A 12450-nucleotide genomic window follows, 5' to 3' on the forward strand; every position below is an offset into this window, starting at 1 on the left:
CATGGCACTGGCCAAGCGCATCATCCCTTGCCTGGACGTGGACAACGGCCGGGTGGTCAAGGGCGTCAAGTTCGAGAACATTCGTGATGCCGGCGACCCGGTGGAAATTGCCCGTCGCTACAACGAGCAGGGTGCCGACGAAATCACCTTCCTCGACATCACCGCCAGCGTCGATGGCCGCGACACCACCCTGCATACCGTCGAGCGCATGGCCAGCCAGGTGTTCATCCCGCTGACCGTGGGCGGTGGCGTGCGTACCGTGCAGGACATCCGCAACCTGCTCAATGCCGGTGCCGACAAGGTTTCGATCAACACCGCTGCGGTGTTCAACCCAGAGTTCGTGGGTGAGGCTGCCGACCGTTTCGGTTCGCAGTGCATCGTGGTGGCCATCGATGCCAAGAAGGTGTCAGCGCCCGGTGAAGCGCCGCGCTGGGAAATCTTCACCCATGGCGGGCGCAAGCCGACCGGGCTGGACGCCGTCGAGTGGGCGAAGAAGATGGAAGGCCTGGGGGCCGGTGAGATCCTGCTGACCAGCATGGACCAGGACGGCATGAAGAACGGTTTTGACCTGGGTGTGACCCGCGCCATCAGCGATGCGCTGGGCATTCCGGTGATCGCATCGGGTGGTGTGGGTAACCTGCAGCACCTGGCTGACGGGATTCTGGAAGGGCATGCCAGCGCGGTGCTGGCGGCGAGCATCTTCCACTTCGGTGAGTACACGGTGCCGGAGGCCAAGGCCTACATGGCTGCACGCGGTATCGTCGTTCGCTGATGGATTGTTGGGAGGGCTTTGCCCTCCTTTCGCGACACAAGGCCGCGCCTACAGATACGCCTTTTGTAGGAGCGGCCTTGTGTCGCGAAAGGGCCGCACAGCGGCCCCAGTTGCATCACCCGTGGTTCTTCCCAAGCAGCGCGTGGTAAAGCTCGGTATCCCCAAGTATCCCCACCACCTTGTCGTTATCCTGCAGCACCAGCTTGTTGCCGGTCTGGTAACGGATCTGCAGCGCTTCGCGCATGCCGATATCGGCATTGACCAGCGTAGGCCGGCGTTCCAGCAACTCGACATCCTCCCCTGGCGCCCAGTTCTGCAGGTCCAGCCCGTTCTGCCCCTGGCGTGCACGCTTGAGCGAGCCGCCTTCGCCCAGGTCCAGCCACGAGTCGATGCCTGGGTCCAGGCACACCGAACCGTTGATCCGCTTGCAGTTGTCCAGGGTGCGCATCAGGCTGCGGCCGCACAGCACGTTCAGCGGGTTGGTGTGGGCCACGAAGGTGCGCACATACTCGTCCGCCGGGTTGAGCACGATCTCCTCGGGCTTGCTGTACTGGATGATCCGCCCGTCCTTCATGATGGCGATGCGGCTGCCCAGCTTGAGCGCTTCGTCCAGGTCGTGGCTGACGAACACGATGGTCTTGTTGAGCTTGCGCTGCAGCTCCAGCAGCTCGTCCTGCAGGCCCTGGCGGATCAGCGGGTCGAGGGCAGAGAACGGTTCGTCCATCAGCAGGATGTCGGCGTCCATGGCCAGCGCCCGGGCCAGGCCCACGCGCTGCTGCATGCCGCCGGAGAGTTCGTCCGGCTTCTTGTTGCGCCACTGGGTCAACCCCACCAGCTCGAGCTTCTCGTCGACCAGCTTGCGCCGTTCCTTTTCAGGGCGGCCCTGCATTTCCAGGCCAAAGCTGATGTTCTCGCGCACCGTCAGCCAGGGCATCAGGGCGAACTTCTGGAACACCATGGCGATGCGCTTGGTGCGCATCATCTTGAGCTCCGCCGGGGTGCAGTGGGCAATGTCGATGTGCTGGCCTTCGTGCTCGACGAACAGCTTGCCGCGGCTGACGGTGTTCAGGCCGTTGATGCAGCGCAGCAGGCTCGACTTGCCCGAACCGGACAAGCCCATCAGCACACAGATCTCGCCCTTGTTGATGTCCAGGTTGGCCTTTTCGACGCCGACCACAAGGCCGGTCTGCTTGAGGATCTGCTCGCGGGTCTTGCCCTGGTCGAGTAGTGCCAGGGCCTCGCGCGGCTTGTTGGAGAAGATGACGTCGACGTCTTCGAAACGAATGATGCTCATGCTTCACCCCTTGCCGTGACTTCCGGTTGCTTGCAGATACGGTCGAGCATGATGGCCAGCAGTACGATCGCCAGGCCCGCTTCGAAGCCCAGGGAAATATCGGCGGTGTTCAGTGCGTTGACCACGGGTTTGCCCAGGCCGTCGGCACCCACCAGGGCGGCGATCACCACCATCGACAGCGACAGCATGATGCACTGGGTGACACCGGCGGCGATGCTGGGCATCGCGTGGGGCAGTTCGATGCGGGTCAGCAACTGGCGCCGCGAGCAGCCGAAGGCCTTGCCGGCGTCCAGCAGCTCCTGCGGGACGTCACAGATGCCCAGGTAGGTCAGGCGAATCGGCGCGGCGATGGCGAACACCACCGTGGAGATCAGCCCAGGCACCACACCCAGGCCGAACAGGGTCAGGGTAGGGATCAGGTAAACGAAGGTCGGCACTGTCTGCATCAGGTCGAGCACCGGGCGCATCACGGTGTAGAACATCGGTTTATGCGCAGCGACGATACCCAGCGGCACGCCGATGGCCACACAGACCACGGTGGCAAAGGTGACTTGTGCCAGGGTTTCCATGGTCTCCTGCCAGTACCCCAGGTTGAGGATCAGCAGAAAGGAGAGGGCGACGAACACCGTCAGTGCCCATTTACGCTGGATCAGGTGCGCGAGGGCGGCGAACAGGGCGATGAGGACGAACGGGTTGAACCAGGTCAGGGTGCTGGTGACGCCATGGATCATGAATTCCAGGCCTTGGGCGATGGCGTCGAAGTAATCGGCGCCATTCTGGGTCAGCCATTCGACGAATGACGCGATGTACTGACCCAGGGGTATTTTCTGATCGATAAGCATGATAGCGAGCTTCCACCTGCAAAGATTGAAATCAGTCCGGGGCGAGCACGGTCCCGCCCCGCGGTGTTGCCTTGGCGTCTTGCGTTATTGCGTCAGTTTGGCTTTGGCCGCCTCAAGGCCGGGTTTGCCGTCCACGGTGGTCACCCCGGCGAGCCAGGCGTCCAGCTTGCCTGGGTTGTCCTTGAGCCACTTCTTGGCAGCTGCCTCGGGTTTCATCTTGTCGTCCAGGACATAGCCCATCATGGTGCTTTCATCCTTGAGCTCGAACGACAGGTTCTTGAGCAGTTGCCCTACGTTGCTGCACTCCTGCACATAGCCCTTGCGGGTATTGGTCAGCACGGTTGCCTTGCCCAATTCAGGGCCGAAAAAGTCGTCCCCGCCGGTCAGGTACTGCATCTTGAAGCGGGTGTTCATCGGGTGAGGTTCCCAGCCTAGGAACACGATCGCCTCCCCGCGCTTCTGCGACCTGTCGACCTGGGACAGCATGCCGGCCTCACTGGACTGCACGATCTTGAAACCGGCGTCCTTCAGGCCGAAGGCGTTCTTGTCGATCATGCTCTGGATGGTGCGGTTGCCGTCGTTGCCCGGTTCGATGCCGTAGATCTTGCCGTCCAGTTCCTTCTTGAACTTGGGAATGTCGGCAAAGTCCTTGAGGCCCTTGTCGTACAGCGACTGGGGCACGGCCAAGGTGTACTTGGCGTTTTCCAGGTTGGCGCGCACGGTTTCGACAGTACCGGCATCACGGTACTGCTTGATGTCGTTTTCCATGGTCGGCATCCAGTTGCCGAGAAACACGTCCAGGTCCTTGCCGGTGGCCAGCGACTTGTAGGTCACCGGTACCGAAATCATGGTGGTGTGGGTCTTGTAGCCCAGTGCTTCGAGCACAACGCTGGTGGTCGCGGTGGTTACCGTGATGTCGGTCCAGCCGACATCAGAAAAACGTACCGTCTGACACTGCTCGGGTTCTGCGGCCTGGGCCAGCAAGGGGGCGGACAGCAACGCGGCCAGCAACAGCGAGGGTGAACCTTTCATGGATGGACTCCTGTGATTTTATCTTCGGGTTCGCGAGGGCTGCCGGGCTTTCTCAGGGTCCGGTCAACCAGGCCTGCAGAGGGCAGGATGCGAGGCCGTGCAATACGAGTCGCTTTTGATAATCCACCAGCGCCGGGCAATCGCCTACTGGTGGGGTCGTAACCAGTACGGAACGGGTCGCTTTGAGTACTGGCGATGTCGCATATGGCTTTTTCCTCCCCTGCCTGCGTATTTTTCCGTCATCAGAGCGCCCGAAAGCGGCGCACATACAGCTCAAACAGCGCGGCGCTGCTGGACAAAAGTACGTCGGTTGCAGACGGCGAAGGGGGGCGTAAAAGCCCGATGATGCGTGCATTCGTGGCGGCTCGCAGCTTCAGCCTAGCAGTTGCCCCGCCCTGCGCATGGCGCGCAGAGACAAGCCCAGCAAGAGGTGTAGCGACAATGGCCATCAGCGTGTTCGACCTGTTCAAGATCGGAGTCGGGCCCTCCAGCTCCCATACCGTCGGCCCCATGCGTGCAGGTGCCCTGTTTGTTCAGGGGCTGCGTGAGCGCGGCGAGCTTGAGCAGGTGAAAAGGGTGCAGGTGCGGTTGTACGGTTCGCTGTCGGCCACCGGTATTGGCCACGGCTCCGACCACGCCACCATCATGGGCCTGATGGGCGAATGGCCGGACGCCATCGACCCGGCCCAGATCGTCCCACGCATCGCCGACCTGCGCGAAACCAACACCCTGAAGCTGGATAACCGGTTGCCCATCGAATTCGTCTGGGCCCGTGACATGCTGCTGCTGGACGAGAACCTGCCGTACCACCCCAATGCCATGACCCTGATCGCCGAAGGCGAGCAGGGCGAGCTGCACCGTAATACCTACTACTCGGTGGGAGGTGGTTTCGTGGTCGACGCCGCCCAGGCCGCCAGTGGTGTGCTGGATGCCGACCAGACGGTGTTGCCGTACGATTTCAACAGTGCCGCAGAGCTGCTGCGCCTGTGCAAGCAAAACGACCTCAGCGTGTCGCAATTGATGATGGCCAACGAGAAGGTCTGGCGCAGCGAGCAAGAGATCCGCGCCGGCCTGCACACGCTCTGGCAAGCCATGCAGGAATGCGTGCACAACGGCCTCAAGCATGAAGGCACGCTGCCCGGCGGGCTGAACGTGCGCCGCCGCGCGGCCAGGCTGCACCGCAGCCTGCAGGAGATCGGCAAGCCCAATGTGATCGGCTCGACAATGAGTGCCATGGAGTGGGTCAACCTGTTCGCCCTGGCGGTCAACGAAGAGAACGCCGCGGGCGGGCGCATGGTCACTGCGCCCACCAATGGCGCGGCTGGCATCATCCCGGCGGTGCTGCACTACTACATGCGCTTCAGCGATGAGGTCGACGAGTCCAACGTGGTCGACTTCTTCCTGGCCGCCGCCGCAGTGGGCATCCTTTGCAAAAAGAACGCATCGATTTCAGGTGCCGAGGTGGGGTGCCAGGGTGAAGTCGGTTCAGCGTGCGCCATGGCGGCAGCGGGCCTTGCCGAGGTGCTGGGGGCGACCCCGCCGCAGGTGGAGAACGCCGCCGAGATCGCCCTGGAGCACAACCTTGGCCTGACCTGCGACCCGGTCGGTGGCCTGGTGCAGGTGCCCTGCATCGAGCGCAACGCCATTGCGGCTGTAAAAGCCATCAACGCTGTGCAGATGGCCCTGCGCGGTGACGGCGAGCACTTCATCTCCCTGGACCAGGTGATCCGCACCATGCGTGACACCGGCGCCGACATGCATGACAAGTACAAAGAGACCTCGCGCGGCGGCCTGGCGGTCAGCGTCATCGAATGTTGATGCGCTGACTGTGCGCTACGCTCGTCAGGACGCCCCGTTTTGGGGCGTCTTCGCATCAGCCGATCGTCGGGTGTCGCGATCAGTGTTGCCATTGTCGGTGACACTAAACAGTGTCGTTTCTGGGCAACCTGCCTTGAGCGTGTCACCAATTTGCTCATAAGTGACACGCAAAGGCGCTGGCCCGCCGGTTTGGGTTTTTTACACAACCCGACCGCCGAGCCGGAATTGCTGAAAAAAGGCGTCGTTTTTGGGTTTTTTTGGATGGCCGTTCAATTTCAGGCACGGCCCTTGCGTTGAGATTGGTAAAGCCCCCGCACATGAACCGGGGCCATGACAAAAAAATAGTGCCCGCCTGAGGCACACCCTGTATTTGTGTGAGGAGAAATCGCGATGACGTCGTACACCTCCGGGAATCCAACCCAGAACCGCACAGCACCCCAGTCCATCGGGTTTCTCCTACTGGACAACTTCACCCTGATTTCCCTGGCATCGGCCGTCGAGCCGCTGCGCATGGCCAACCAGCTTTCGGGCCGTGAGCTGTATCGCTGGCACACGCTGACCGTCGATGGCGGCCAGGTCTGGGCCAGCGATGGCTTGCAGATCACCCCGGACGCCGCCATCGCCAACGCCCCTCCCATCGACACCGTGATCGTCTGCGGTGGCGTCGGTATCCAGCGTTCGGTCACCCGTGAGCATGTCACCTGGCTGCAGGCCCAGGCCCGTCAGTCGCGCCGTTTGGGCGCTGTGTGTACCGGCAGCTGGGCGCTGGCCTGTGCCGGCCTGCTCGACGGTTTCGACTGCAGCGTGCATTGGGAATGCCTGGCGTCGATGCAGGAGGCATTCCCGCGGGTCAACATGAGCACTCGCCTGTTCACCCTCGACCGCAACCGCTTCACCAGCTCTGGCGGCACCGCGCCGCTGGACATGATGCTGCACCTGATCAGCCGCGATCATGGTCGCGAACTGTCGGCGGCCATTTCGGAGATGTTCGTCTACGAGCGCATTCGCAACGAACAGGACCACCAGCGCGTGCCGCTCAAGCACATGCTGGGCACCAACCAGCCGAAGCTGCAGGAAATCGTCGCGCTGATGGAGGCCAACCTGGAAGAGCCGATCGACCTCGACGAACTGGCCGTGTACGTGGCCGTGTCACGTCGCCAGCTTGAGCGCCTGTTCCAGAAGTACCTGCATTGTTCGCCGTCGCGCTATTACCTCAAGCTGCGCCTGATTCGCGCGCGGCAGCTGCTCAAGCAGACGCCGATGTCGATCATTGAAGTGGCCTCGGTGTGCGGCTTCGTGTCCACCCCGCACTTCTCCAAGTGCTACCGCGAGTACTTCGGCATACCGCCGCGTGATGAACGAGTAGGTTCGAATACTGCACAACAGGTAGCGATGATGCCGATTCCGCAGGCCATGACTCTGTCCCCGCACAGCGGGCCGATGGCTGCATTGAGCCAGGCGCGCAACGAGTCGACCTTTGCCAGTGTGAGGCTCTGACGTCCCGGGGCTGCTTTGCAGCCCAATCGCCGGCAAGCCGGCTCCCACAGGTTCACCACCAAGCCTGAGATTGGTGTGAATCTGTGGGAGCCGGCTTGCCGGCGATGAGGCCAGTACAGAAATACGCGATCAGGCGCGCTTGTTGAAACTTGCAAGCGCTGGCAGCAACTGCTTGTCGATCGCCTGGCGCACCGCCGGCAGAATCGTCGCACTGCCCGTGTACATTTGCTCGACCATGCCCTTGAGCGCCCGCGCGTTAGGCTCGGTCAGCCCACGCACCACCGCCTCGCAGGCCTGCTCGGCACTGGCCCCGGCAGGGATGTCGAAGCCGCGCGCGCGCAGTTGGCCGGCGAGGTCGTCCTGATCAATCAAATCCGCATGCATCATGGCTGTTGTCCCTTTTATCGCGAAAAGAGTGCTGCTGTGATTTACGACCGATTCTGTGTCCCCAGCGACACGGCCGCAACCACAGAATGCCGGCATGACTGCTTTGGCTAAGAACAGGTCGTTCCCGGCTAATTCCCAGTGCCGGGAAGATCGCACACTGGCCTCATTCACGGTACCGCAGGGTTTGGTCACCCTCACACATGCACAGTGGATGTTGCTCGCTCTTGGCCCCGCTGGCTCACGGCTTTGCGGGGTTATTTTTTGGGCAGGCCAATCACACGTCCCACATAGGCTGGCGCTGGAAGATGACGCTGTTCATCCACCAGGCCCTGCAGCAATGCCACGCTGCCCTCGCTGAACGGCGCCGCCTTCGGCCCTGCCAGGTCCACATGCAGCAGCATCTGCTCGCTGGCTGCCAGCGCTTCGTCGAACCCTGCGCGGTGCAGGCTGTGGTAAACGTGCAGGCGCTTCTTGTCGAACCCGATGATCTGCGTCTGCACCCACACATCAGTGCCAAGCTTCACTTCATGCAAATAGTTGATGTGCGCCTCCAGGGTGAACAGCGAGTGCCCACTCTGCCCACGGCTATCGGCATCCAGGCCGATGCGCTCCATCAGCGCATCGGTGGCGTAGCTGAAGATCAGCAGGTAATAGGCATCGCGCAGGTGCCCGTTGTAGTCGACCCAGTCCTCCTGGACTGGGGTGCGGTAGGTGATCAGTGCGGGCATCGTGGTCTCCTCAGTCGCTGAACGACATGCCGTGGCTGGCCTTGCTGGTCTTCACCGCTTCCAGCACCGCCAGCAGGGTGTCATCACGATAGCGCTCCAGCGCGGCGATGCTGCGCTCGCCCAGTTGCTCGGCGGTGCCGTCCACCACATCGTCGATCAGCTTGTCGGTAAGCTCCGGTGCCGGCAGGTAGGTCCAGGGCAGTTTCAGCGCCGGGCCGAACTGCGACATGAAGTGGCGCATGCCGGCATCGCCGCCGGCCAGGGTGTAGGTCAGGAACGTGCCCATGAACGACCAGCGCAGGCCAGCGCCGAAGCGGATGGCATCATCGATTTCGCCCGTGGTGGCCACACCGTCGTTGACCAGGTGCAGCGCCTCGCGCCACAGCGCTTCGAGCAGGCGGTCGGCAATGAAGCCGGGGACTTCTTTGCGCACATGTAGCGGGCGCATGCCGAGCGCGGTGTAGATGGTTTTTGCGGCGTCGATCGCCTCAGGCGAAGTACGGTTACCGCCGACGATTTCCACCAATGGCAGCAGGTAGACCGGGTTGAACGGGTGGCCGACCACGCAGCGTTCTGGGTGAGTGGAGGACTCATAGAACTCGCTGGGCAACAGCCCCGAGGTACTGGAGCCGATGATCGCGTTCGGCTTGGCTGCGGCGCTGATCTTTGCATGCAGGTCGAGCTTGAGGTCCAGGCGCTCCGGCGCGCTTTCCTGGATGAAGTCAGCGTCGCGCACGCATTCCTCGATGGTGGCGACGAACTTCAAGCGGTCCTGCGCCGCGCCAGGTGCCAGTCCCTGTTTTTCCAGTGCCGGCCAGGCGTTGGCGATACGCTTGCGCAGCGCCTGCTCGGCGCCGGGAGCCGGGTCCCAGGCGACCACATCCAGGCCATGGGCCAGCGCGCGGGCAACCCAGCCGCTGCCGATCACGCCACTACCCAGGGCGGCGAAGGTCTTGATTTCGGTGATGAAGGGCATATCGGACTCCGGGGGATCAGCGGCGTTTGAGGTTCATTTTTTCCCGGCCTTCTGCCGGTGTGAGGATGCGGCCACCCATGCGGGTGATGATTTCGCTCGCGCGCTCCACCAGTTGGCCATTGCTGGCCAACACGCCTTTGTCCAGGTACAGGTTGTCTTCAAGGCCCACCCGTACGTTGCCGCCCAGCAGCACCGCCTGTGCCGCCATGGGCATCTGCATGCGGCCGATGCCGAAGCCGGCCCAGGTGACGTCGGCAGGCAGGTTGTCGACCATGGCTTTCATGGTGGTGGTGTCGGCCGGCGCGCCCCACGGTATGCCCAGGCACAGCTGGAACAGCGGGTCATGCAGCAGGCCTTCCTTGATCATCTGCTTGGCGAACCACAGGTGGCCGGTGTCGAAGATTTCCAGTTCGGCTTTCACGCCCAGTTCGGTGATGCGTTTGGCGCCGGCGCGCAATTGCGCCGGTGTGGAGACGTAGATGGCGTTGCCGTCGCCGAAGTTGAGGGTGCCGCAATCGAGCGTGCAGATTTCCGGCAGCAGTGCTTCGATGTGGGCCAGGCGCTCCAGCGGGCCGATCAGGTCGGTGCCCGGGCCAAATTCCATGGGCGACTCGCCCGGGCCGATTTCCAGGTCGCCGCCCATGCCGGCGGTGAGGTTGACGATGATGTCCACGTCGGCTTCGCGGATGCGTTCCATGACCTCGCGGTACAGGTTCACGTCGCGGCTGAAACGGCCGGTTTGCGGGTCGCGGACGTGGCAGTGGACCACGGTGGCGCCGGCTTTGGCGGCCTCTACGGCGGACTCGGCGATCTGCTTGGGGGTGACCGGGACCAGGTGGCTCTTGGCGACCGTGTCGCCGGCGCCGGTGAGGGCGCAGGTGATGATGACGTCGTGGTTCATGGTGGTTCCTTGTCAGGGTTGTGGTGGCCCAATCGGCGTAGGAGCGGCCTTGTGTCGCGAAGGGGGCGCATAGCGGCCCTTGGGTTTGTGCAGCGCGCACAGATCCTGGGGCCGCGTTGCGGCCCTTTCGCGACGCAAGGCCGCTCCTACAGGCGATGAGGCCCTGTCAGTTGGCGGTGAGCTTGAGGTTGTCCGCTGCAGGCTTGCCATCGAAGGTGGTTACCCCTTCAAGCCAGCGCGCCTTGTCCTCGGGGTGGTCCTTGAGCCACTGGCGGGCCGACTCCAGCGCGTCCTTGTGGTCGAGCAGCGGCTGCATCATGCGGCTCTCGTCTTCGGCGCTGAATTTCAGGTTGGCCAGCAGGCGATGGGCGTTGGGGCAGCGTTGGGCGTAGTCCGGTGCGGTGACGGTCCACACCGTGGCGCGGCCTTCGTCAGGGCCCAGGGCGTCCTGGCTGTCACCCAGATAGACCATGTCGATGTTCACGTTCATCGGGTGCGGCGCCCAGCCGAAGAACACCACGGCCTGCTTGCGGCGCACGGCGCGGTCGACTGCGGCGAGCATGCCGGCCTCGCTGGACTCGACCAGCTGGAACTTGCCCAGGCCGAACTGGTTCTTGGCGATCATCGCCTTGATCTGGGTGTTGGCGCCGGACCCGGGCTCGATGCCGTAGATCTTGCCGCCCAGCTCTTTCTCGAACTTGTGGATATCTGCGAAGCTCTTCAGGCCTTTGTCGGCCAGGTACTTGGGTACGGCCAAGGTGGCCCGGGCATCTTCCAGGCTGGGTGCGTCGAGCACCTTGACCTGCTGGGCATCGATGAACGGCGTTATGGTCTGGGTCATGATCGGGTTCCAGTAACCCAGGAACATGTCCAGGCGCTTGTCGCGGATGCCGGCAAAGATGATCTGCTGCGAGGCGCTGGTCTGTTTGGTCTGGTAACCCAGGCCGTCGAGCAACACTTGCGCCATGGCGCTGGTAGCGATGACGTCGGTCCAGTTGACCACGCCAAGGCGTACGTTCTTGCAGGCCGCGGGTTCGGCGGCGAAAAGCGGTGTGGCAACGATGCTGCTCAGGGCAAGTGACAACAGGCTGCGGCGGATCAAGCTGTGCATGGTGGCTCTCCATCGGCAGTGCATATTGTTATTGAGGGCGGCCTCTGCGGACCGTGTGAATACGCTACGCTGGCCGCACCTTGGCCAAGCGCACGCTGGCGACAGGAATTAGCACCTGGGCGACCAGTTTCTGTGGAGTAGGGGATGATGGAGACGATTGCCTTTCTGTTGGTGTCGGGTTTTTCCGCCATGGGGTTCATTTCGGCGGTGGAACCATTGCGGGTGGCCAATCGTTTTGGCGGGCCGTTGTACCGGTGGCAGGTGCTCAGCCTGGACGGCGAGGCGGTGCTGGCGAGCAACGGCATGTCGGTCAATGCCGATGCCGCGCTGGGGGAGGGTGAGCCCGCCAATATCCTGCTCGTGGTAGCGGGCTTCGAGCCATTGGCCAATGTCGCGCCGAAGCTGCTGCATGCGCTGCGTCGGCTGCACCATGACGCGGTCATGCTGGGGGGCATCGATACGGGGGCGATGGTACTTGCCGAGGCGGGCTTGCTGGACGGCTACCGGGCGACATTGCACTGGGAAGCGCTCGAGGCGTTCAAGGAACGCTACCCGGGCCTTCAGGCGACGCAGGAGCTGTTCGAGATTGACCGCAGCCGCATCACCTGTGCCGGCGGCACCGCTTCGATCGATTTGATGCTGCACCTGATTGCCCAGTCTCACGGCAGCGACCTGGCGGTGAAGGTTTCCGAGCAGTTCGTGCTGGGTCGTATTCGTCAGCGTCAGGACCACCAGCGCATGCAGATCGGTGCGCGTTACGGTATCAGCAACAAGAAGTTGGTCCATGCCATTGGCGAAATGGAAAAACATACCGAGCCACCCCTGAGCACGCTGGACCTGGCCGCTGCGATCAAAGTGACACGGCGCCAACTGGAGCGCTTGTTTCGTATGTACCTAAATGAAACACCCAGTAGTTTTTACCTTGCTCTACGGCTGGACAAGGCGCGACAGCTGTTGACCCAGACTGACATGTCGGTGACCGAGGTCAGCCTTGCGTGCGGCTTTGAACTGCCATCGTATTTCACGCGGCGCTACAAGCTGAGGTTTGGAAAGTGCCCACGGGAGGAGCGCCAACCTGCGCGTTCAAAATAG

Annotated in this window: 12 protein-coding genes; 4 read left to right on the forward strand and 8 right to left on the reverse strand. The window is 62.7% G+C overall.

The genetic code is table 11. The features are described from left to right. Position 1: 1 nt before the first annotated feature. Positions 2 to 772, forward strand: coding sequence for an imidazole glycerol phosphate synthase subunit HisF (gene hisF / locus ACMGGN_RS23460; protein ID WP_012316672.1), 771 nt, complete (start codon positions 2 to 4; stop codon positions 770 to 772). A 115-nt stretch (positions 773 to 887) separates the two neighbouring features. Here the strand turns inward: hisF and choV are convergent, their stop codons facing one another. The 3 genes from choV to ACMGGN_RS23475 form a co-directional block, all read right to left on the reverse strand. Beyond that, on the reverse strand, positions 888 to 2066 hold the full coding sequence (choV, locus tag ACMGGN_RS23465; protein WP_046788302.1) for a choline ABC transporter ATP-binding protein: 1179 nt from the start codon (positions 2064 to 2066) through the stop codon (positions 888 to 890). Beyond that, positions 2063 to 2911 carry a choline ABC transporter permease subunit gene (gene choW, locus ACMGGN_RS23470; protein ID WP_177010808.1) on the reverse strand — a complete coding sequence of 283 codons (849 nt, stop codon included), beginning with the start codon at positions 2909 to 2911 and terminating at the stop codon, positions 2063 to 2065. Before choW ends, choV begins: the two co-directional genes overlap by 4 nt. A gap of 81 nt (positions 2912 to 2992) precedes the next feature. Next, positions 2993 to 3940: a choline ABC transporter substrate-binding protein gene (locus tag ACMGGN_RS23475; RefSeq protein ID WP_046788304.1), complete on the reverse strand. Its 948-nt coding sequence runs from the start codon at positions 3938 to 3940 to the stop codon at positions 2993 to 2995. A gap of 441 nt (positions 3941 to 4381) precedes the next feature. Here ACMGGN_RS23475 and ACMGGN_RS23480 point away from each other — a divergent pair, with 441 nt between their 5' ends. After that, positions 4382 to 5758: an L-serine ammonia-lyase gene (locus ACMGGN_RS23480; RefSeq protein WP_414156325.1), complete on the forward strand. Its 1377-nt coding sequence runs from the start codon at positions 4382 to 4384 to the stop codon at positions 5756 to 5758. 390 nt (positions 5759 to 6148) lie between these two features. Then, complete coding sequence (locus tag ACMGGN_RS23485) at positions 6149 to 7255, forward strand: GlxA family transcriptional regulator (protein WP_115273096.1); 1107 nt, start codon at positions 6149 to 6151, stop codon at positions 7253 to 7255. A 129-nt stretch (positions 7256 to 7384) separates the two neighbouring features. On the opposite strand, the gene ACMGGN_RS23490 is transcribed toward ACMGGN_RS23485, so the two are convergent. The 5 genes from ACMGGN_RS23490 to choX form a co-directional block, all read right to left on the reverse strand. Continuing rightward, on the reverse strand, positions 7385 to 7642 hold the full coding sequence (locus tag ACMGGN_RS23490; RefSeq protein WP_039604371.1) for a hypothetical protein: 258 nt from the start codon (positions 7640 to 7642) through the stop codon (positions 7385 to 7387). 254 nt (positions 7643 to 7896) lie between these two features. Then, positions 7897 to 8370 carry a thioesterase family protein gene (locus ACMGGN_RS23495; RefSeq protein ID WP_119687912.1) on the reverse strand — a complete coding sequence of 158 codons (474 nt, stop codon included), beginning with the start codon at positions 8368 to 8370 and terminating at the stop codon, positions 7897 to 7899. A gap of 10 nt (positions 8371 to 8380) precedes the next feature. After that, positions 8381 to 9346: an L-carnitine dehydrogenase gene (locus ACMGGN_RS23500; protein WP_237860325.1), complete on the reverse strand. Its 966-nt coding sequence runs from the start codon at positions 9344 to 9346 to the stop codon at positions 8381 to 8383. Between the two features lie 16 nt (positions 9347 to 9362). Then, positions 9363 to 10247: a 3-keto-5-aminohexanoate cleavage protein gene (locus ACMGGN_RS23505; RefSeq protein ID WP_046787501.1), complete on the reverse strand. Its 885-nt coding sequence runs from the start codon at positions 10245 to 10247 to the stop codon at positions 9363 to 9365. 166 nt (positions 10248 to 10413) lie between these two features. Continuing rightward, entirely contained in the window at positions 10414 to 11358 is a 945-nt protein-coding gene (choX, locus tag ACMGGN_RS23510) for a choline ABC transporter substrate-binding protein (protein WP_046787502.1), read from the reverse strand. A gap of 144 nt (positions 11359 to 11502) precedes the next feature. Here choX and ACMGGN_RS23515 point away from each other — a divergent pair, with 144 nt between their 5' ends. Next, positions 11503 to 12450: a GlxA family transcriptional regulator gene (locus ACMGGN_RS23515; RefSeq protein WP_204919124.1), complete on the forward strand. Its 948-nt coding sequence runs from the start codon at positions 11503 to 11505 to the stop codon at positions 12448 to 12450.

The sequence above is a fragment of the Pseudomonas sp. BNK-30 genome (assembly GCF_047456185.1).
GTDB lineage: Bacteria > Pseudomonadota > Gammaproteobacteria > Pseudomonadales > Pseudomonadaceae > Aquipseudomonas > Aquipseudomonas putida_E.

Excerpts from the sequence above, each read along its gene's own strand:
- ACMGGN_RS23505 (WP_046787501.1), bottom strand. The coding sequence starts at position 10,247 with ATGAACCACGACGTCATCATCACCTGCGCCCTCACCGGCGCCGGCGAC.
- ACMGGN_RS23490 (WP_039604371.1), bottom strand. The coding sequence starts at position 7,642 with ATGATGCATGCGGATTTGATTGATCAGGACGACCTCGCCGGCCAACTG.
- ACMGGN_RS23475 (WP_046788304.1), bottom strand. The coding sequence starts at position 3,940 with ATGAAAGGTTCACCCTCGCTGTTGCTGGCCGCGTTGCTGTCCGCCCCC.
- hisF (WP_012316672.1), top strand. The coding sequence starts at position 2 with ATGGCACTGGCCAAGCGCATCATCCCTTGCCTGGACGTGGACAACGGC.
- choX (WP_046787502.1), bottom strand. The coding sequence starts at position 11,358 with ATGCACAGCTTGATCCGCCGCAGCCTGTTGTCACTTGCCCTGAGCAGC.
- ACMGGN_RS23515 (WP_204919124.1), top strand. The coding sequence starts at position 11,503 with ATGATGGAGACGATTGCCTTTCTGTTGGTGTCGGGTTTTTCCGCCATG.
- ACMGGN_RS23500 (WP_237860325.1), bottom strand. The coding sequence starts at position 9,346 with ATGCCCTTCATCACCGAAATCAAGACCTTCGCCGCCCTGGGTAGTGGC.
- ACMGGN_RS23485 (WP_115273096.1), top strand. The coding sequence starts at position 6,149 with ATGACGTCGTACACCTCCGGGAATCCAACCCAGAACCGCACAGCACCC.
- ACMGGN_RS23495 (WP_119687912.1), bottom strand. The coding sequence starts at position 8,370 with ATGCCCGCACTGATCACCTACCGCACCCCAGTCCAGGAGGACTGGGTC.
- choV (WP_046788302.1), bottom strand. The coding sequence starts at position 2,066 with ATGAGCATCATTCGTTTCGAAGACGTCGACGTCATCTTCTCCAACAAG.
- ACMGGN_RS23480 (WP_414156325.1), top strand. The coding sequence starts at position 4,382 with ATGGCCATCAGCGTGTTCGACCTGTTCAAGATCGGAGTCGGGCCCTCC.